This is a genomic window from Promicromonospora aerolata, assembly GCF_042682255.1.
Lineage (GTDB): Bacteria > Actinomycetota > Actinomycetes > Actinomycetales > Cellulomonadaceae > Promicromonospora > Promicromonospora aerolata.
On sequence record NZ_JBHUHF010000001.1, the window covers coordinates 1,472,398 to 1,492,001 of the forward strand.

A 19,604-nucleotide genomic window follows, 5' to 3' on the forward strand; every position below is an offset into this window, starting at 1 on the left:
TGCCGTGCCGATCAGGTCGCCCAGACCACCTCGACGGCATAGGTGCCGTTCGGCACGTCGAACCGCAGGGGCGTGGTGCTGCTCGGCAGCAGGAAGTCACGCTGCAGGTCGTCCAGGGCCCCGTCGCCGGTCCCCCGGTCACGACCGCCCGGGCCGGCGGCCGAGGTGAACCCGTAGCCCAGCTCCTGGGTGTAGAGCGTGTTCTGGTCGAGCGCCGTGTAGCCGCTCTTCGTGGGCCCCCCGGCGAGCTGGACGTCGAAGGCGAGCAGCGGCGCCTTCGTGGTGAGGGACACCACGTCCGACGGTTCGGACTCGCCACGGCGGTTGACCGCCACCACCCGCAGGTCGTACGCCGTGCCCTGGTCGAGGCCGGTGACGTCCGCCAGGGCGATCGTCGACGTGGTCACGAGGGCGAAGGCGCCCTCCGGGGCGTCCGAGGTCTTGGCGTACACGCGGTAGATGTCCGCGCCCTCCACCGCGGTCCAGCTCAGCGTGGCACCGGAGGCGCTGACCCCGCCGGCGACCACGCCGGCCGGCCGCAGCGGAACCTCGGCCGGCGGTGCGGTGTCGACGACCTCGTCCGCGAGCGGCACGTCCAGGCCCGCGGTGCCCCGCGCGACGAGGCGGGCCATCTGGATGGCCCCGTAGGCCTGGAAGTGGGTGTCGTCCGACGTGCCGTCGGGCCGGTTCGGGTAGACGCCGGCCGGGACGTGCAGGAAGACGGACCTGGCCTCCTCCGGGCCGATCTCGGTCAGGTACTGGCGGCTGGACGCCGAGAGGTCGACCAGGGGCACGCCCGTCTCCGCCGCGAGGGCGGTCGCCTGCTCGACGTACTGCGGGAAGGAGACGTTCGCCTGCCCCGAGGCGTCGAAGCTGCGCCGCGACACGGGGGTGACGAGGATCGGCGTGGCTCCGCGCTGCCGGGCGCCCTCGACATAGGCGCGCAGGTAGTTGCGGTAGTCGGCGGGTGCCGCGTACCGGTCGTCCACGCCGTACGAGTTGTCGTTGTGCCCGAACTGCACGTACAGGTAGTCGCCCGGCCTGATCTCGGTCAGGACCTCGTCGAGGCGGCCCTGGCTGATGAAGTTCTTCGACGACCGGCCACCGATCGCGTGGTTGTCGACCGCGATGTCGTCCGGGAGGAACCGGTCGAGCATCTGCCCCCAGCCGGCCTGCGGCGCCCAGTACTCGTCGTACGTCTGCACGGTCGAGTCACCCGTGACGTACACGGTGGGCCGGGACGCAGCCTCGCGGGGCGAGATCCGCGTGAGGGTCAGCGCGGCGAGGTTCGCCGCCGACCCGGAGAGCTCGAGGTTGAGCTGGCCGTCGACCAGCGCGATGTCGAACTCCATCTCGAGGTACTGGCCGGCCGGCTTCTCGGTCGCCTGGACCTTCGCCATCTGCTCGGCGGTGATGGCGATGTCGGTGGCGCCCTCGGAGTCGCCGGAGACCAGGCCGACGCGGTAGTCGCCGTTCGGCAGGTCGGCGACCAGCTCGGTGTCGCCGACGGTGACGAAGTCGGAGCGCAGCGCATCGGCGCCGCCGCGATCGGTGGCGGTGACCTCGCCGGGGTCGACGAACCCGATCCGCTCGTCGGCGCCGTACATCGTGCCGGCATCGATCGCTACCGCTCCCGCGGCCGTCGTACCGCTGCCCAGGTCGAGGGTGAGCACGCCGTCGTCGGGGAACGTCGGGTCGGGCACGCCGCCGCCCACCAGCGTGCCGACGGCGGCCGCCGACGGTGCGGACTCGCCGTCCGCGCCGATGGTGCGCACGCGGTAGTAGTTCACCGCCGACGTGTCGGCCTCGGCGTCGGTCGCGAAGACGGTCCGCTCGTCGGTACGGGCGATCTCGGTGTACTCGCCGTCGAGCGTGTCGCTCCGGGTCAGGACGTAGCCTGCGGCGTCCGGCACCGCGTTCCAGCGAAGGTGGAGCGCGCCGGGTTCGGCGTGCGCCACCCGGACCGCCGTCGGCGCCGCGGCCTCCGCCGCGGCAGCCACCGTCGCCACCAGCGGGAGCGCGAGCGCCGCGGCGGCCAGGCCGGCCACGACCGGTCGGGCGGCCCGGGCGGGCCGGGGCGCCCCGGGTCCGGACCGTGGCCGGTAAGCGCTTTCTATCCTGTCAGGAGCGCGCCCTGGAAAATTCTGCATGGGGATCACCTTGTCGTCTCGTCGTCGAGTCGGACCGGGCCGGGCCCCACCGTCGGAGCCCGAGCGGCGGGCATTAAATGGATTCAATCCCCGCCAGGGCAGCCATCCTGCCGCCTGCGTACGACGTTGTAAAGATCCGTACGACATTGTGAAGTGCCTGGTGCGAGCCCGTCGTCAGGCGGGCGGCGCGGTGCCGGCCGGGCTCGCCGAGGCCGTGGCCGTGGGAGAGACCGAGGGCTCCGGCTCCGGGTCGGGGCTCGGACTGGGCGTGGGATCGGCGCTCGGCTCCGGCGTCGGCTCCGTGGTCGGCGGCGTGGTGGCGGTCGGCGTCGGCGTGCTCCCGCCCGAGCTGCCGCTGTCATCCGTGCCGCCACCCTCGGAGTCGCCGCCGGTCTCCCCACCGCCCGGATCGCCGCTCCCCCCGCCGCCCTCGTCCGCGCCGTCCTCGTCGGGCGACGGGCCGGTCACCGACGTGCCCTCCGACCCGCTGCCCGGGGACGACCACGGCGTCGTCGAACCCGGTAGGGCCGGTCGGGCTGCCGTGATGTCGGCCGCCGCGTCGAGGATCGCCGAACGGCGCGCGTCGAGGGTCCCGAGGTAGTCGACGGTGCGCGGCTCAGGGCTCTCCCCGCCCGGCGGCTGTCGGTCCAGGGCCTGCGCGCCGGCGTCGAGCGCGTCGCGCAGGGCTTGCAGGGCCGACGACGACACCGCGCTCCGCGCGGCCGCCTGGGCGTGGACCGCCTCGCCCTCCTCGACCGCGTCGGCCAGCAGGGTGCGCGCCTCGGTCACGCGCGGGTCCAGGCCCGTGGCGCCGTCCGACGCCTGGTCGCCCGGGACGATCGCCGGCAGGTCCAGCACCTCGGTGACGGTCGTGGCGGCACCGGCCTCGCTCGGTTCGTCCCCCCGCAGCGCCAGCGCTCCGCCGACGCCCAGCGCGACCACGCCGAGCGTCACACCGCCCGCCACCAGGTACCGCAGCCGCGAGCGCCGCGGCTCCGTGTCGGCATCAGGGCCGACATCGGGGCCGGCATCGTCCGCCGGGGTTGGCGTGGCGTCACCGTCGGGCGTCGCCTCGTCCGGTGCGGTCCCGTCCGCCGCCCACGCCGAGGACCATCCGTGCGCGGCACCGGGTATCGGCACGCCGACCCGTTCCTGTTCGATGTGCTCCAGGTGGCGGGTCGGCCTCGGGTTCTCCCTCACGACAGGAACGATAGCGGTTATGGGTGAAATGTCGCGTACCCGGCCTCATCGCGCCGCGGTGCGCTCGGCCGCGTGTGCTCGCGCACGCCGGCCGCCGGCTCGCGCGGCTCCGTTGGACGCTCCGGCGTCCCAGGCCCGGGCGATGCCGAGGCGCCGCAGATGGTCGGCCGTCACGCTGACCCCGTCGGGCCCGATCCAGTGCTCCAGACCGAAGCGGTCGTCCGTCGCCGCGTCCCAGCGGCGCATGAAGGGCGTGCCGTTGTCGGCGATGACGACCGAACCGTAGGTGGTCGGGAGCGTCGCGGCGGGCACATGGATGAGGGTGTAGATCTCGGCGAGATCCCCCGGGCCCACGGAGGACACGCTGTACCAGTTGCCGTCGGCGTCCCGCTGGACCGCGTACCCGCTGGCGTCCAGCACGACGCTGAGACGGGGCAGGTCGGCGTCGAGAAGCTCCTGGCTGGTCTGGTAGACGGTGCCGACCTGGGCTGTCTGGGTCATCCTGGGATCTCCTTGACGTCGAAGGTGGTATCGACCCATCAAAGCGGATTGGTCAGGATTCGGGGGCCCGGCAGTGATGTCCGTTGTCGTCGGGGCGGTGGCACGGTCAGGCGGCGGGGGCATGGTGCGCGTCCTCCGCGGCCGTCAGGAACTTCAGCAGGGCGCGCTCGTCGGCGTCCATCCAGCGCGACGTCCGGACGGCGTTGGCGCGCGACCGTTCGATGAGGCGGTCGAGATCGTCGCGGTCGTCGGCGAGGATCGCGGGGTGGATGTAGCTCTTGCGGCACACCGCGGGCGTGTTGTGGAGGTGGGCCGCGGCGATCCGGACGGCCTCGGCACGGTGCGCCTCGTGCTCCCTCCGGCTTGCCGGTTCGAGGCGGCGCAGGTGGCCGAGCGCGACCGCGCTGGCTCCCCACGTGCGGAACGTCTTGGCGGTGTATTCGGCCGCGGTCACCCGGCCGAGGTAGTCGTTGACGTCGCGGGACCCGACGCTCCGGACCTCGTCGCCGTCCACGTACTGCAGCAGCTGCTGGCCGGGGAGCTCCCGGCAGCGGCGGACGATGTTGGCGACCCGCCGGTCCTGGACCACGACGTCGTGCGGCGTGCCGGACTTGCCCGGGAACCGGAACCGCACCTCGGCCCCGTCGACCGTGGCGTGCCGGTTTCGTAGCGTCGTCAGCCCGAACGACTCGCCGGACCGGACGTACTCGTCGTTGCCCACCCGGACCAGCGTCGCGTCGAGCAGCCAGACGACGGTCGCGACCACACGCTCCAGGCCGAGCCGCGGCGCGCGCCGGTCCGCGTCGACGCGCCGGCGCAGCGGCACGAGCCCCTCGCCGAACCCGAGCAGCTCCTGGAACTTGGCGGCGTCGCGGTGCTCGCGCCACCGGCGGTGGTACAGGTACTGCTTGCGGTTCTTCGCGTCCCGCCCCGTCGCCTGGACGTGGCCCGTGGCCTCGCGGCAGATCCACACGTCGGTCCACGCGGGCGGGACCGCGAGCGCACGGATCCGCGCGAGCACCTCCGGGTCGGTGACCCGGTCACCGCGGTGGTCCACGTAGGTGAACCCCCTGCCGTGCCGCCGGCGGTGGATGCCGCGGTCGGCGTCGCAGCTGTGGGTGAGCAGGTCCTCGACGTCCCGCATCGCCACCCCCTCCTGCCCGCCTGGCACTCCGGCCGGCCTCGCTCTCCAGCCACTATGGACCGACCGGCCCCCGCTGGCATCCGACGGAGCGGCGGTCGCACCCGGGAGCGAGGCGTGCCGGTTCGCCCTGTTTGCGTCTGAGAATGATTATCAGTACCGTTCCGTCCGTGCTGCTGAACCCGCCTGCGCAGGCGCCCCGCCCCGAGAGCGTCGAGGTCGGTTCGACCCCGCCCGGCCGCGCCCGTCGCCGCCTGGCCCGCCGCACGTGGCTGCTCTGTCTCGCGCTGGCCGTCGCCGCGTGCCTGCTGGTGGTGGTCTCGGGCGCGGTCGGCTCGGTGGCGGTGAGCCCGGCGCAGGCCGCGCAGATCGTGCTCGGGCACCTGCTGCCGGGCATGCCGTGGATGTCCGACGGGTCGCTCACGCCGCTCCAGGACCAGGCGGTCTGGCAGTTCCGCCTGCCCCGGGCGCTGCTGGCCGGCCTGGCCGGCGCCGGGCTCGCGCTGGCGGGCGCCCTGATGCAGGTCACGGTCCGCAACCCCCTGGCAGAGCCCTACATCCTCGGGGTCTCCTCCGGGGCGAGCGTGGGCGCGGTGCTGGTGATCGTGCTCGGCTCTGCCGCGCTGGGCGGGCTGTCCTTGAACGTCGCGGCCTTCGCCGGCGCGCTGGGCGCCTGCGCGTGCGTGGCCACGCTGGCGCGCAAGAACGGCAGCCTGTCCCCCACCCGGATGATCCTCGCGGGTGTGGCGCTGGGCACGCTGTTCAGCGCCGTCACGAGCTATCTGACCATCTCCACCAGCGCGCAGAACGTGGTGAGCGTGCTGTTCTTCCTGCTCGGGAGCGTCTCGGCGGCGACCATGGCCAGCCTCGTCGGCCCCGCGGTCGCGCTCGCTGTGGCCTGTGTGGCCGCCGCGCTGCTCTCGCGGTCGCTCAACGCGCTCATGACCGGCGACGAGTCGGCGGTCTCCCTGGGGGTGGACGCCGCCCGCCTGCGCGCGCTGCTGCTCGTGGTGGCGTCGCTGCTGACCGGCACGGTGGTGTCGGTCGCCGGCGGGATCGGGTTCGTCGGGCTCGTGATTCCGCACATCGCGCGCATCGCGGTGGGCGCGGACCACCGGCGGATGCTGCCGGTCACGGTGCTGGGCGGGGCCGTGTTCCTGACGGCGGCCGACCTGCTGGCCCGTACCGTGGCCGCCCCGACCGAGATCCCGTTGGGCATCCTCACCGCGTTCGTCGGTGCTCCGTTCTTCCTCTGGCTGATGCGCCGCGGCGACGCCGAGCGGGCGGGGTTCGGCCGATGAGGGTGAACTTCGACGACGTCACCGTGCGCCTCGGGGGCCGCGACGTCGTCCAGCGGGCGTCGCTGGCCGTCGAGCCCGGAACGGTGGTCGGTCTGGTCGGGCCGAACGGCAGCGGCAAGTCCTCGCTGCTCCGCACGCTCTACCGGGCGGTGCGGCCCACGCACGGCACCGTGCGGCTCGACGGGCAGGACGTCCAGCAGCTGACGGGACGCCGCGCGGCCCGGGCGGTGGCGGTGATGCTGCAGGACCCGCCCACCGACTTCGACCTCAGCGTCGAGGAGACGGTGCTGCTCGGCCGCGTCCCGCACCACGCGGCGTTCGGGCGGGACACCTCCACGGACCTCGACGTCGTCGCCGACGCCATGCGCCGCACCGGGACCACCGAGCTGGCCGACCGCATGGTCGCCACCCTCTCCGGCGGCCAGCGGCAGCGCGTCATGCTCGCCCGCGCCCTCGCCCAGGAGAGTCCCGTGCTGGTGCTCGACGAGCCGAGCAACCACCTGGACATCAGCCACCAGCACGAGCTGATGACGACCGTGCGCAGCCTCGGCCGCACCGTGCTCGCCGCGTTGCACGACCTGAACCTCGCGGTCCGGTACTGCGACCAGGTGGTGGTGCTCGACGGCGGCCGCCTCGTCGCCGCCGGACCGCCCGCTCGTGTGCTGACCCCGGAGCTGATCCGTACCACCTTCGACGTCGACGTCCGGGTGCACGGGGACACCGACGCACCGGTCTTCGCGTTCAGCCGGCTCACCACCGCCGCCGACGCCGCCGTCCCGACCCATGAACCCCTTCCAGAAAGCAGCGTTCCCGGATGACTCCCCCATCGCACGCACGTACCCGCCCCGCCGCAGCCGCCGCGCTCGCCGCCGGGGCCCTGCTCCTCGCCGGCTGCGGGTCGGCGGTCACCCCGGCCCCTGGCCAGACCGGCACGGGCCAGGCCGTGACCGTGGAGAACTGCGGTCGCGAGGTGACCGTGGAGGGCGCTCCCGAGGCGGCGGTCGGCATGCACCCGGCGCAGACCGAGCTGCTGCTGCGCCTCGGGCTGGCCGACCGTCTCGCGGGACAGGCCCAGGCGCAGCAGCAGGCCTTGCCCGACGACGTCGCCCCGCTCGCCGAGGAGGTCCCCGTCCTCGGTGGGGCCATGCCGCCCAGCCGGGAGGACCTTCTCGCGGTCGAGCCCGACTTCGTGTACTCGCCGACCACCTACGAGTTCACCGCCGAGCAGGGCTTCGCCGGCATCGACCAGCTCGAGCAGGCCGGTGCGGCCGTCTACGTCGCCACCGGCGGCTGTGCGGACCGGCGGATGACCGGCGAGGTCACGGACCTGTTCGACGACCTGGAGAACGTCGGGGAGATCTTCGGCGTCCGTGCCGAGGCGGAAGATCTCGTCACGGAGAGCGAGGCGACGCTGGACGAGGTCGCCGCCGCGGTCGCCGACGTCGAACCGCTCCGGGTGGCCCAGGTGTACGTCGAGGGCACCACCCTGCAGGCCATCGGCGCGGGCATCGAGCACGACATCCTGCGCCGCGCCGGAGCCGACAACGTCTACGGCCCCGACGACCCGGCGTTCGCCGAGTTCTTCGCCGCGACGATCACCCCGGAGTCCCTCGCCGCGGCCGAGCCCGACGCGCTCGTGTTCTCCGTCTACGACGAGGAGCACGAGGCCGCGACCCGCGACTACCTGACGACCACGTTCCCGGACATGCCCGCCGTACGGAAGGACCGCCTGATCGCCGTCTCGAGCGCGGACGTGTTCCCCGGCACCCTCGGCAACATCTCGATCGTCCGGGACATCGCCGAGCGGCTCTACCCCAGCGCGTTCTGAGGTGGTCCACCGCCGCCTGCTCCAGCTCGCCGGAGCCGTGCCGGGCGTGATCATCGCCCTGGCCGGTCTCGGCGTCGCCCTGTCCGCCCTGCACGTGGCGTTCGCGATCGCCGCGGGGTCGGTCATCGCGGTGCTCGTCCGGGGCGCGGGCGACCCGCTGCCCGCCGTGGCGGCGCTGGCCGGGATCACCCTGGTCCGGGGCGTGCTGACGGGGGCGCGCGAGCCCCTCGCGGCCCGCCTCGGGGCCGCCGTGCGCATCCGGCTCCGCCGGCGCCTGCTGACCCGGCTCGGCGGGGTGCCGGTCGCCGAACGGGACTCCGGGCAGGACACGGCGACGGTCCTCGACGGGGTGGACGGCCTGGACGCCTACTACACCCGCTACCTGCCGCAGCTGATCGTCGTGCTCGTCGTCCCCGCCGTCGTCGTCACGCTCGTCCTGGCGTACTCGGCCGGAGCCGGAGCCGTCCTCGCGGGCGCCGTCGCGCTCGCGGTGCTCGCACCGCGAGCATGGGACGCGCGGCTGCTGCGCACCGGACGGCGCCGGTGGGACCGGTTCACGCGGCTCTCCTCCGACTACGTCGAGGCGCTGCAGCACATCCCGCTGCTGCGCGCCTTCGGGGCGACCGGGCGGGTCGGCGCCCGGCTCGCCGCCGACGCGGACCAGCTGCGCGGCTCCACCATGGCCCAGCTGCGCCTCTCGCTCGTCGAGACCTTCGTGAGCGGCGTGGCCATGCACCTGGGCACCGTCCTCGCCGTGGTCGCCGCCCTGGCCGCGGTGCTCTCCGGTGACTTGCGCGGCCCGGCCGCCGTGACCGTGCTCCTGCTGGCCCGCGAGTGCTTCCGGCCCGTGCAGGACCTGGGCACCACCTGGCACGCCGGGTACCTCGGTCTGACCGCCGTCGACGGCCTCGACCGGCTCCTCTCGCGGCCCCCGGCCCTCGCCGACGACGGCACCCACGCGGTACCCGCCACCGCCGGCGCGGTCGAGCTCGACGACGTCACCTACCACTACCCCGGACGGGGACCGGGCTCGACGGCCTCAGCCTGCAGGTGCGGCCCGGCGAGCGCCTCGCCGTCGTCGGCCCGTCCGGGTCGGGCAAGAGCACGCTGGCGCGCCTGCTGGAACGCGAGATCGACCCCGGCACCGGGCGGCTGCAGGTCGACGACGTCGACCTGCGCGACTACACCCGGCGAGCCCGCAGCCGCAGCGTCGTCGTCGTGCCGCAGGACCCCACCCTGTTCGCGTGGACGGTGCGCGACAACCTGCGCCTCTACCGGCCCGAGGCCACCGACGCCGAGATCGAGCGCGCCTGCACGGTCGCCGACGTCCACGACGTGGTCCGCGCCCTGCCCGCCGGGTACGACACCGTGCTGGCCGAGAACGGGGAGCAGCTCTCCGGCGGGCAGCGGCAACGGCTCGCCATCGCCCGGGGGCTGCTGTCGCCCGCTCCCGTGCTGGTGCTCGACGAGGTCACCTCCGCGCTCGACCCGGACACCGAGCGGCGCGTCATGGATGCCGTCGCCGCCGCCTCACCCCACCGCACGACGGTCCTCATTGCCCACCGGGAGAGCGCCTGCGTCCACGCCGACCGGTGGGTGGCGCTCCGGGACGGGCGCGCCGTGGCGTACGGCGACGGGCCGCCCACGCTGCCGGCGCGCACCGCGAGCGGCGTCCGATGAGGGCGGTCCTGCGGCTGCTGCCCGTCATCGCCACCCGCCGCGGCCTGTTCGTCGAGACCGTGCTGTGGAGCGTCGTCAGCCAGACCGTCGTGCTCACGATCGCCCTCGGCCTCGCCGTCGCCGTCGGCCACGTCATGGCCGGCGAGCCCGTGGCCCTGCGGCTCCCCGCCCTCACGCTGACCGCCCTGGGCCTCATAGCCGCCGCGGCGGCCTGGCGCGAGTCCTGGGTGTCCCACGACCTGGCGTACCGGCTCATCGGCACGCTGCGCGGCCGGGTCTTCGACGCCCTGCGGCACGCGCTCCCGGCCCGCACCCGCGGGCGGCGCACCGGTGACCTCGTGACCACGATCGTCACCGACATCGAGACGCTCGAATGGCTCTACGCGCACACCGCCGCGCAGACCCTCAGCGCGCTGCTCGTCCTGTCGGTCAGCACCGCCGTCTCCGTCTCGCTCAGCCCGCTGCTGCTGCTCGTGTGGGTTCCCCTGCTCGTGGTCGGTGTCGCGGTACCCCTGGCGACCGCACGCCGGGCGCGCCGCGACAGCGCGGCGCTCGCGGCCGGCGCCGCCACGGTGCGGTCGGACCTGCTCGACACCGTCCGGGGGCTGCGTGAGCTCACGGGCGCCGACGCCCTCGACGCCCAGCTCGACCGCATCACCGAGGACACCCGCACTCTCGCCCGCACCCAGGCCAGGGAGGCCGCCCGCCTGGGCCTCGAGCGCGGCATCGCCGACGCGACCCTGGCCGCCGCGGCACTCGGCACGCTCGGCATCGTGCTGCTCGACCGCGGGGCGATCGCCCCCGCCGCCATCCCGCTCGCCGTCACGGTGGCCGTCGCCGGGCTCGGCCCGGCGGCACAGATCGCCGACCTGCTGCGCAGCGCCGGGACCCTGCGCGCCTCCGCGGAACGGATCACCGACGTGCTCGCCACCCGGCCCGCCGTCGACGAGCCCGCCGACGAGCCCGTCGGCGCGCCCGCCGGCGGGCCCTCTGCCGGACGGGCCGAGCCCGCGGTCGCCGACGAGGAAGGGCTCGTCCTGGACCAGGTCACGTTCACCTACGACGGGCACCGGCCCGTGCTCGACCGGTTCAGCCTGCACGTCCGGCCCGGCGAGATCGTCGCGCTCACCGGCCCGTCCGGTGCGGGCAAGACCACCGCCGCACGGCTCGCGCTGCGCCTCTGGGACCCCGACGCCGGAAGCGTGCGCATCGACGGGACCGACCTGCGCCGCCTGCCCGACGCGACGCTCCGCGACCTCGTCGCCGTCGTACCGCAGTCCTCACCGCTGCTGCGCGGCACCGTCCGCAGCAACATCACGCTCGGCGACCCGACCGCCACCGCGGACATGGTCGACGCCGCCGCCCGCGCCGCGGGGCTGCTCGACGCGTCGAGCGGGATCCCGCTCGGACTGGCCACGCCCGTCGGCGAGCACGGCACCGGTCTGTCCGGGGTCAGCGCGCCCGGGTGGCGATCGCCCGCGCCCTGCTGCGCGACCCGCGCGTCCTCGTCCTCGACGAGCCGACGGCGTCCCTGGACCCGGAGGCGGACGCCGTCATCATGGAGGTCCTCGGCCGGGCCGCCGACCGGGCCACGCTCCTCGTGGCACACCGCTCGGCCACCGTCGCCGCCGCCCACTCGGAGGTCGTCCTGCGTCCCGCGCACGAGCCGTGAGGACGTCACGCCGGGCGCGACCGCGAGCGCCGGATGTCAGGCTGGTGGGATGGCGAACCGTCTGGCGAGTGCGACGAGCCCCTACCTCCTGCAGCACGCGGACAATCCGGTCGACTGGCGGGAGTGGGGTGATGACGCGTTCGCCGAGGCCCGGCGGCGCGACGTCCCGGTCCTCCTGTCCGTCGGGTACGCGGCCTGTCACTGGTGCCACGTCATGGCGCACGAGTCGTTCGAGGACGCCGGCGTGGCCGCTGCCGTCAACGCTCGCTTCGTCGCCGTGAAGGTGGACCGGGAGGAGCGGCCGGACGTCGACGCCGTCTACATGGCCGCGACGACCGCGCTGACGGGTCAGGGCGGCTGGCCCATGACCTGCTTTCTCACGCCGGACGGCGAGCCGTTCTACTGCGGCACCTACTACCCGCGCGAACACTTCCTCGCGCTGCTCGACGGGGTCACGGAAGCCTGGACGGAGCGCCGGGACGCCGTCGAGCAGCAGGGCGCCGCGATCACCTCCGCCGTCGCGCGCACGTCCGCGCGGCTGACGCCCGAGGCGCTCGACGACGCCGCGCTCGACCGGGCCGTACGGCTCGTGGCCCGCGACGCCGACCCGGCACGTGGCGGATTCGGTGGTGCGCCCAAGTTCCCGCCGTCGATGACGCTCGAGCACCTCCTGCGCCACCACGCCCGCACCGCCGATCCCGACGCACTGCGCATCGTCGAGCGCACCTGCGCGGCGATGGCCCGCGGCGGCATCTACGACCAGCTGGCGGGCGGGTTCGCGCGCTACGCGGTGGACGACGCCTGGGTGGTGCCGCACTTCGAGAAGATGCTGTACGACAACGCCCAGCTCCTGCGCGTCTACCTGCACCTGTACCGCGCGACGGGATCACCGCTCGCGGAGCGGGTCGCCCGGGAGAGCGCCGAGTTCCTCCGCCGGGACCTGGGCACGCCCGAGGGCGGCTTCGCCTCCGCGCTCGACGCCGACACCGACGGCGTCGAAGGGCTCACCTACGTGTGGACCCCGGCACAGCTCACCGCCGTCCTCGGACCCGACGACGGGGCGCGCGCCGCGGCGGTGCTGTCCGTCACCGCCCAGGGCACGTTCGAGCAGGGCGCCTCGACCCTGCAGCGGCACGAGGACCCCGACCCGGACTGGTGGGCGGGAGCGCGGGCCCGGCTGGCCGACGCCCGTGCCGCCCGGCCCCAGCCCGCGCGCGACGACAAGGTCGTCACGGCATGGAACGGCCTGGCGATCGCCGCCCTCGCGGAGGCCGGGATCCTGCTCGGCGTGCCCGACCACGTCGAGGCCGCCCGGGCCTGCGCCGACCTCGTCCTGAGCCGTCATCTCGTCGACGGGCGCCTGCGGCGGGCGTCGCGCGGCGGGGTCGTCGGGAGCGCGCCGGGTGTCGCCGCCGACCATGGCGACCTCGCCGAGGGGCTCCTCGCGCTGCACCAGGCGACGGGCGAGGTCCGATGGCTGCGGGCCGCCGGCGACCTCCTGGACACCGCACTGGCCCGGTTCGGCGACGACGCAGGCGGGTTCTTCGACGTGGCCGACGACGCCGAGCGCCTCGTGAGCCGGCCCAAGGACCCCTCCGACGGCCCGGAGCCCTCGGGGCAGTCGGCGCTCGCCGGGGCCCTCGGCACCTACGCCGCGCTGACCGGGTCGCCACGACACCGGCGGGCCGCCGAGGCCGCGGTGGCCGCCGCGGGCGCCCTGGCCCGGCAGGCGCCACGGTTCGCGGGCTGGACGCTCGCCACGGCCGAGGCGCTCGCCGCCGGCCCGCTGCAGGTCGCCGTCGTGGGGCACGACGACGAGGCGCGGGCCGCGCTCGAGCACGTGGCGCGGCGGGCGGTGTCGCCCGGCCTGGTGGTCGCCGTCGGCGTACCGGACGCGCCGGACGTCCCCCTGCTGGCGGAGCGCCCCCTCGTCGACGGGCGGGCGGCCGCCTACGCGTGCCGGGGTTTCGTGTGCGACCGGCCGGTGACGACCCCCGAGGACCTCCGGCAGGCGCTGCGCGGCTGACCGCTCGTGGGCCGGTCCGCCACGGCCACGCGATCACGCAGTCCGTCAGTGCCGGACGCGCGCCCTGGACCGGGCGACGCTGGCGAGCGTGGCCCGGACGGGTGTGCCGAGATAGATCCCCAGCGAGGCGCCCGCCGCCAGCCCGACGCCGACGGAGGCCGCGAGGACGAGGGAGCCGGCCCCGCCTCCGGGTGCGGAGATCGGGTCGGCGTGCACCATGCCGAGCAGCCCGTAGAACACCGCGCCGCCGGGGACGAGGGGCACGATGGCCGCCGTCGTCACCGCGACCGACGGTACGTGCAGCTTGTGGGCGATCAGCACTCCGACGAAGCTGGCGAGCAGCGCCGCGACACCGCTCGCTGCCGCCTCGTGCAGGTTGGAGGCCACCCCGGCGGCGTGCCCGAGCGCAGTGACCGTGCCCAGCACGGCGCTGACGGCGATGATGCGGGCGCCGGCGCCGTTGAACAGCGCCACCGCGACCGCGATGATGATCGCGCCGGCGAGCTGGTTCGGGAGCGGGCCGAAGGGTGGCGGCCCGTCCGGCAGGGTCATCCGGTAGCCGAGCACGCTGCCGAGCTCCAGGCCGGCCAGGATGCCCACCACCAGGCCCAGCGTCTGGAGCGTGAGGTCGAGGACGCGTCCAGCGGCCGTGAGCGCGAACCCGTCGATCGCGTCCTGCGCCGCGCCCACGACCATGAGGCCGGAGAGCATGAGCACGATCCCGGACGCCACGATGATGGAGGGCAGCACCCCGGCGAACGGCTCGATGCCCGCCGCAGCGAGGGCCGACACGGCCACCGCGACCACCGTGGTGACGAAGGCGCCGGCGATCTGGCTGAAGAACGACGGGACCCGGAGCCGGGCGAGCCCCGACTGGGTCGCCGCGGCCGCGAGCGCCGCGACGAAGGTGAGCGCCACGACCACCGGTGAACCGCCGGAGAGGATACTCACGCCGACTGCCAGCAGGGCCCGTGCGGTCACGACGACCGGCGGCCGGTACCGGAACGGGACCCGGCGGATCGCCCGGAACGCGGTGCGGGCCTCGTCCAGGCTCTTGCCCTCGTCGATCTCGACCAGCAGCGCCTGCAGCCGCTGCAGCTTCGTGTGGTCGGGCGCCGCCACGCGCACGACCCGGAGCAGCGTGTGCGGCCACCCCTCGCCGCTGCGGTGGTACGAGAGGGTGATCGACGTGTAGGTCACGTCCACGTGCACACCGCGGAGCCCGTACGCGTCGGCCACACGGGTGATCGCCAGGGTCACCTCGTGGGCCGACGCCCCGACGGCGAACATCGACTCGCCGATGCGCATCGCCAGGTCCAGGGCCCGGAGCACCATGGCGTCGTCGACGGCGGGCTGCACCTCGGTGTCCGGGACCGTCGACGGGTCGGCGTGCAGCACTCGGCGCACCGACGAGTACAGGCTCCGGCGGGGTGGCTGGGTCATGCACCCCATTCTGCAGGTGTCGGCGCTCCGGCATCCGTCGGGATGACCCCGACCCCGGATGCGGGGACCCGCCGGACGGTGGAGCATCGAGAGCACCACCACCCTGGACGAGGAGGCACGGATGTCGACACCAGCCACCACACCGCCGAGGGACCCCACCTCGTCGGAGGCCACCGAGCGCCAGCTGCAGCTCGCCGCCGCCCAGGGCAAGGCCTATCGCGAAGCCCTCGACCACATGGTGCAGGACGTGGCCGACGCCGGGGGCACGCAGCGGGTCGGCGACTACCTGATCGGCTACGCCATCGAGAAGGCCGAGGGCATGTACCACCTGGAGGACGGCGAGCTGGTGTGGCACAACCCGGGTGACGCCAACGCGCACGTGGAGGTCGTCGTCTGCGACGGGGCCGACGGGCGCTTCGTCCCCGGCCTGAACGTGACCGCGACGCTCGTGACGCCCGACGGGCGGGAGCTCGGACCGTTCCCGCAGGAGCTGGTCTGGCACCCGATGCTCTACCACTACGCACGCAACTGGGACCTGCCGGAGGACGGCGAGTACACGCTGCGCGTGCACGTGGACCCGCCGACCTTCATGCGGCACGACGAGATCAACGGACGGCGGTTCGCGGACCCGGTCGACACCGAGTTCTCCGGGGTGCCCATCGAGCGCGGTGCCGAGCCGGTCGAGCCGCCGAGCTGACCCGGGACGGCCGTGGTCGCCGGCCGGCGACCCGGCGGAGACCCCCGGCAGAGGATCACGAGCACACACGCGAAGGAGGACGGACATGACCGATTTCGTCGGGCCCGAGGGGCCCATCCGGGAGGTCACCACGGGTATGACGGTGGTCGATGCCGCCGGCGAGGAGGTGGGCACCGTCGACGAGGTGCGCATGGCCGACGCCGGTGCGGTCACGGGCACCGGTCAGACGACCGAGACGTCGGGCAACTGGCTGACGTCGTTCGCCGACATCTTCAGTACCGACAGCGGCATGAGCGAGCAGGCGCAGGAGCGCCTGGTGCGCCTCGGTTTCATCCGGGTCGATGCCACCGGCGTCTTCTCCGGACACCGCTACGTCGAGGCGGACCAGATCGCCTCGGTCGCAGGCGACGAGGTGCGGCTGTCGGTCGCGGCGGACCAGCTGTTCAAGTGAGCGCCGACACGCCGCGGCACACCGTCACCGCGACGACCCATGTCGCCGAGCCGCCCGAACGGGTCTGGGCCGAGCTCATGCACCCTGGAGCGCGGTGGGTGCTCGGCGCCAACATCGAGACCGACTTCCGCCCGGGCAGCCCCATCACCTTCGAGGGCCACTTCTTCGGTCGTGTGGTCGCCGACAAGGGCCGGGTGATCGCGGTCGAACGTCCACGGCTGCTGCACTTCACCCACTTCGCGCCGCTGAACGGGCTCGAGGACGTTCCCGAGAACTACGACGAGATCCGCATCGTCCTCGAGCCCGACGACGGCGGCACGCTCGTCACCGTCGTCCAGGAGAACATCGACACGGAACGGCACGCGGCCGCCGCCGAGGGGCACTGGAAGGATGCGCTGGCCACCCTGGCGCACCGCGACGACGGAACGCGCACGTCGCACCGGTGAAGGGGGAAGCGCCGAGACCGCGCGTACCCGCGCCCGGCGGTCACCTTTCCCGTACTGTTCGGAGCACCAGTTCAGCAACTCGTTCTGGAAGGTGCTCATGAACTCTGCACAGGTTCCTGGTGAGGTCTCGCTCGGCAAGGTCGAGCAGGCACTCGACGGGGGCGACAGGCCACCCGTGGGTCGGTACCGGCTCGACCTGGCGACGGGCGAGTGGGCATGGTCGGACGAGGTGTACCTCATGCACGGCTTCGAGCCGGGTGAGGTCGTACCGACGACACCGCTGATGCTGTCGCACAAGCACCCGGACGACAAAGGGCACGTGGACGGCGTGCTGCGGCGCGCGGCCGAGACCGGCCAGACGTTCAGCTCGGTGCACCGCATCCTCGACGCCCAGGGCAGGACGCGGACGCTGGCAGTGACCGGCCAGGGCAAGCGGGATCCGGCGACCGGCCGGGTGACGGAGCTGTACGGCTACTTCATCGACGTCACCAACTCCCACCGTGCGGCCGCCGCGCGGGACGCGACCGCCTCGATCCAGGCGTCGGCGGAGCGGCGTGCGGTGATCGAACAGGCCAAGGGCGTGCTGATGGTGGTCCACGGCATCGACGACGCGGAGGCGTTCGGCATGTTGCGGGACGCGTCCAACCGGTCCAACGTCGCCGTCCGGGACATCGCCGACACGCTGGTGAACCTGTTCTCCGGCCCGGGGGTCACCGACCTGCCCACCCCCGAGGCGATCGACGCGCTGCTGGCCGACCCCCGCCCACGCGAGGACGCCTGACCGGAGGACGCCTGACCGGAGTGCGCCTGGTGTGATCGCCGGAGGCGGGCGCCCCGCTCAGCCGAGTGCGCTGGTGGCCCCCATGGCACGGTCCAGAAGGGTCGCGATCGGTTGCGGCCGAGCGCTCTGCGTCCAGGCCGCCAGAGCCGCCTCGACACACCCCAGCGCGGAAGCGATCACCGCGTGCGCACGAGGATCGGACACGTCGGCCGGGTCGGCGCCGATGCGCCGGGCGACCTCCGGCCGGAGGAGCTCCTGCCATCGAGCGTTCTTCTCGCGGTGCCGAGCGGCGAGCGCCGGGTTGCTCACGATGAGCCGGGTGAGCCGGCGGGTGCGCTCGTCATGGCCTTCGTACTGCTCGATCAACGCGTCGAGAGCATGCCGCAGGGCTGCCCATGGCGTCTCGCTCCCCGGTCGCGCCGTCAGCGCGTCCCGGAGGCGCTCACCGGCGTCGGCGGTCGTACCGAAGAGCGCGTCCTCCTTGGAGGGGAAGTACCGGAAGAACGTGCTGCGGGAGATCTCGGCGGACGCGCAGATGTCGTCCACCGTCGTCTCGTCGTAGCCCCGTTCGAGCACCAGGTCCTGGACCGCCAGAGCGACCTCGGCACGCATGGCCTCGCGCGCCCGCGCCCGCACACCCTGCCCGGCCTGGTTCGCAGTCATGACCTTGACGGTACTACACGCCATAAGTGGTACCGTGTCTCATGTTAGGAACACAGTCCCGCGAGACAGTCCCACGAGGGGTTCGAGAATCATGAGCGATAACAAGGTGGTCGTCATCACGGGCGCGAGCGACGGCATCGGGGCGGCGGCCGCACGCCGGCTCCATGCGGACGGGCACACCGTCGTCGTCGTGGGCCGCTCGCCCGAGAAGACCCGCACCGTGGCCACGGAGCTCGAGGTCGACGGCTACGTCGCGGACTTCACCCGCCTCGACGACGTGGAACGCCTCGCCGACCAGCTCCGCACCGCCTATCCGCGGATCGACGTGCTCGTCAACAACGCGGGCGGGGTCTTCGGGGACCGGACCAAGACCGTCGACGGGTTCGAGAAGACGTTCCAGGTGAACCACCTGGCGCCGTTCCTGCTCACGCGGCGGCTTCTCGACACGCTCGTCGCGTCGCGGGCGTCCGTGCTGCAGACCTCCAGCACGGTCCGGTTCACCCAGGAGATCCACCTGGACGACCTGGACCACGACCGCAACTACGACCCGGTGCGCGCCTACGGAGCCGCGAAGCTCGAGAACATCCTGTTCACCACCGAGCTCCACCGCCGCTACCACGCCAACGGCCTCTCGGCCGCTTCCTTCTACCCCGGCAACGTCGCGACGAACTTCGCCTCGGACACGACCAGTCCGATCATGCGCCTCATCCGTTTCCTCACCGCCAACCCGGCGATCCGTCGGGTCGTGCTGTCCACGCCCGAACAGGGTGCGGACCAGATCGTGTGGCTGGCCGGAGGGACGCCGGGGGCGGACTGGCAGTCAGGCTCCTACTACTACAAGCGCCGGGACAGCACCCCCCGGAACGCCCAGGCACTGGACGCCGATCTCGCGCGGCGGTTGTGGGAACGCTCCGAGGAGCTGCTCGCGGGCAGGCTCTCCGAACCCGTGTAGCCAGGGCGGCGTCGGGCGGCTCAGTGGACGGCGTTCACGACGCCACTGACCACGAGCGCGGTGAGCGTCGTCCACCCCACGATGGCGACCCCCTGCCAGAACAGGATCCGCGCCTTGCCGACGCCGGACGCGGCGAGCATCGTGGCCGTGAAGTGCGTGGGCAGCAGCAGGGGGCCGAGCAGGCTCACGCCCGGCACGCCGTAGCGCTCGTAGGCGCGCTGGAACTTCGCCTTGCGCGCGGCGCCACGCACCTCGTCGGGGCGGCGCTCGCCCGGCGGTACCTCCAGGGTGGATCCGCCGCCCACAGGAGCACCGGCCCGGGCACCGACCTTCGCGCGGTGGCGCGTCACCACGGCGTCGCGCGCACCGGAGCTGAGGACGACGAGCGCGGCCACGCAGAGGAAGTTGCCGATGACGGCCGCGACGGCGGCACCGACGGGGTGGATGCCGCCCAGCACACCGATCGCCACCGCACCTTCGCCCTCGATGAAGGGAATCGCGCCCGCGGCCGCGACGATGAGCGGCTGGACGGGGTCGGGCACCTGCGCGACGAGGTCCTGGAGGGTGTCGATGAGACTCATGGGTGTGCTCCTGTCGGTGTGGGCGCCGGGGTGTCCCCCGGGCTGGCTCCAGTCCACCGGTCGGGAGCCCTGACCAGAAGTGCCTGCGTGT

At 73.8% G+C, this 19,604-nt stretch carries 18 protein-coding genes and 2 pseudogenes; 13 read left to right on the forward strand and 7 right to left on the reverse strand.

Annotation, left to right across the window (positions count from 1 at the left end; all coding sequences use genetic code 11):
• Positions 1-11: 11 nt before the first annotated feature.
• The 4 genes from ACFSL2_RS06720 to ACFSL2_RS06735 form a co-directional block, all read right to left on the reverse strand.
• The gene (locus ACFSL2_RS06720) at positions 12-2,150 is read right to left on the reverse strand and encodes a GDSL-type esterase/lipase family protein (RefSeq protein ID WP_377197108.1); all 2,139 of its coding nucleotides are present in this window, start codon (positions 2,148-2,150) and stop codon (positions 12-14) included.
• A gap of 174 nt (positions 2,151-2,324) precedes the next feature.
• Positions 2,325-3,350, reverse strand: coding sequence for a hypothetical protein (locus ACFSL2_RS06725; protein WP_377197109.1), 1,026 nt, complete (start codon positions 3,348-3,350; stop codon positions 2,325-2,327).
• Positions 3,351-3,395: 45 nt separating this feature from the next.
• The gene (locus ACFSL2_RS06730) at positions 3,396-3,851 is read right to left on the reverse strand and encodes a hypothetical protein (protein WP_377197110.1); all 456 of its coding nucleotides are present in this window, start codon (positions 3,849-3,851) and stop codon (positions 3,396-3,398) included.
• A 106-nt stretch (positions 3,852-3,957) separates the two neighbouring features.
• Entirely contained in the window at positions 3,958-4,995 is a 1,038-nt protein-coding gene (locus ACFSL2_RS06735; RefSeq protein ID WP_377197111.1) for a DNA topoisomerase IB, read from the reverse strand.
• A 143-nt stretch (positions 4,996-5,138) separates the two neighbouring features.
• Here ACFSL2_RS06735 and ACFSL2_RS06740 point away from each other — a divergent pair, with 143 nt between their 5' ends.
• The 8 genes and pseudogenes from ACFSL2_RS06740 (at position 5,139) to ACFSL2_RS06775 (ending at position 13,499) form a co-directional block, all read left to right on the forward strand.
• Positions 5,139-6,293 carry a FecCD family ABC transporter permease gene (locus ACFSL2_RS06740; protein WP_377197112.1) on the forward strand — a complete coding sequence of 385 codons (1,155 nt, stop codon included), beginning with the start codon at positions 5,139-5,141 and terminating at the stop codon, positions 6,291-6,293.
• A complete protein-coding gene (locus ACFSL2_RS06745) occupies positions 6,290-7,111 on the forward strand; it encodes an ABC transporter ATP-binding protein (RefSeq protein WP_377197113.1) in 822 nt (273 codons plus the stop codon). The genes ACFSL2_RS06740 and ACFSL2_RS06745 overlap by 4 nt, the downstream gene beginning before the upstream one ends.
• The gene (locus tag ACFSL2_RS06750) at positions 7,108-8,121 is read left to right on the forward strand and encodes an ABC transporter substrate-binding protein (RefSeq protein ID WP_377197114.1); all 1,014 of its coding nucleotides are present in this window, start codon (positions 7,108-7,110) and stop codon (positions 8,119-8,121) included. Before ACFSL2_RS06745 ends, ACFSL2_RS06750 begins: the two co-directional genes overlap by 4 nt.
• A gap of 130 nt (positions 8,122-8,251) precedes the next feature.
• A pseudogene (locus ACFSL2_RS06755) lies at positions 8,252-8,857 on the forward strand (ABC transporter transmembrane domain-containing protein); the annotation flags it as partial.
• Between the two features lie 98 nt (positions 8,858-8,955).
• Positions 8,956-9,801, forward strand: coding sequence for an ABC transporter ATP-binding protein (locus ACFSL2_RS06760; RefSeq protein ID WP_377197115.1), 846 nt, complete (start codon positions 8,956-8,958; stop codon positions 9,799-9,801).
• Positions 9,798-11,033 (forward strand): annotated as a pseudogene (locus ACFSL2_RS06765) (ABC transporter transmembrane domain-containing protein); the annotation flags it as partial. The gene ACFSL2_RS06760 and the pseudogene ACFSL2_RS06765, both read left to right, overlap by 4 nt.
• Positions 10,982-11,473 carry an ATP-binding cassette domain-containing protein gene (locus ACFSL2_RS06770; RefSeq protein ID WP_377200778.1) on the forward strand — a complete coding sequence of 164 codons (492 nt, stop codon included), beginning with the start codon at positions 10,982-10,984 and terminating at the stop codon, positions 11,471-11,473. The pseudogene ACFSL2_RS06765 and the gene ACFSL2_RS06770, both read left to right, overlap by 52 nt.
• A 49-nt stretch (positions 11,474-11,522) precedes the next feature.
• The gene (locus tag ACFSL2_RS06775) at positions 11,523-13,499 is read left to right on the forward strand and encodes a thioredoxin domain-containing protein (RefSeq protein ID WP_377200779.1); all 1,977 of its coding nucleotides are present in this window, start codon (positions 11,523-11,525) and stop codon (positions 13,497-13,499) included.
• 45 nt (positions 13,500-13,544) lie between these two features.
• Here ACFSL2_RS06775 and ACFSL2_RS06780 read toward each other — a convergent pair whose 3' ends face one another.
• Entirely contained in the window at positions 13,545-14,942 is a 1,398-nt protein-coding gene (locus ACFSL2_RS06780; RefSeq protein WP_377197116.1) for a threonine/serine exporter family protein, read from the reverse strand.
• 121 nt (positions 14,943-15,063) lie between these two features.
• Between ACFSL2_RS06780 and ACFSL2_RS06785 the strand changes: the two genes are divergently transcribed.
• From ACFSL2_RS06785 to ACFSL2_RS06800, 4 genes are all read left to right on the forward strand, one after another.
• A complete protein-coding gene (locus ACFSL2_RS06785) occupies positions 15,064-15,639 on the forward strand; it encodes an iron transporter (RefSeq protein ID WP_377197117.1) in 576 nt (191 codons plus the stop codon).
• Between the two features lie 85 nt (positions 15,640-15,724).
• A complete protein-coding gene (locus ACFSL2_RS06790; RefSeq protein WP_377197118.1) occupies positions 15,725-16,090 on the forward strand; it encodes a hypothetical protein in 366 nt (121 codons plus the stop codon).
• Entirely contained in the window at positions 16,087-16,536 is a 450-nt protein-coding gene (locus ACFSL2_RS06795; protein ID WP_377197119.1) for an SRPBCC family protein, read from the forward strand. The genes ACFSL2_RS06790 and ACFSL2_RS06795 overlap by 4 nt, the downstream gene beginning before the upstream one ends.
• 97 nt (positions 16,537-16,633) lie before the next feature.
• Positions 16,634-17,317, forward strand: a complete 684-nt coding sequence (locus tag ACFSL2_RS06800; protein WP_377197120.1) for a PAS and ANTAR domain-containing protein — start codon at positions 16,634-16,636, stop codon at positions 17,315-17,317.
• Between the two features lie 57 nt (positions 17,318-17,374).
• Here ACFSL2_RS06800 and ACFSL2_RS06805 read toward each other — a convergent pair whose 3' ends face one another.
• A complete protein-coding gene (locus ACFSL2_RS06805) occupies positions 17,375-17,980 on the reverse strand; it encodes an acyl-CoA-like ligand-binding transcription factor (RefSeq protein ID WP_377197121.1) in 606 nt (201 codons plus the stop codon).
• A gap of 91 nt (positions 17,981-18,071) precedes the next feature.
• Between ACFSL2_RS06805 and ACFSL2_RS06810 the strand changes: the two genes are divergently transcribed.
• Positions 18,072-18,932, forward strand: a complete 861-nt coding sequence (locus tag ACFSL2_RS06810; RefSeq protein ID WP_377197122.1) for an SDR family NAD(P)-dependent oxidoreductase — start codon at positions 18,072-18,074, stop codon at positions 18,930-18,932.
• Positions 18,933-18,952: 20 nt separating this feature from the next.
• Here ACFSL2_RS06810 and ACFSL2_RS06815 read toward each other — a convergent pair whose 3' ends face one another.
• Positions 18,953-19,513 (reverse strand): small multidrug efflux protein, encoded by a 561-nt coding sequence (locus ACFSL2_RS06815; protein WP_377197123.1) that lies wholly within the window; start codon positions 19,511-19,513, stop codon positions 18,953-18,955.
• Positions 19,514-19,604 lie beyond the last annotated feature (91 nt).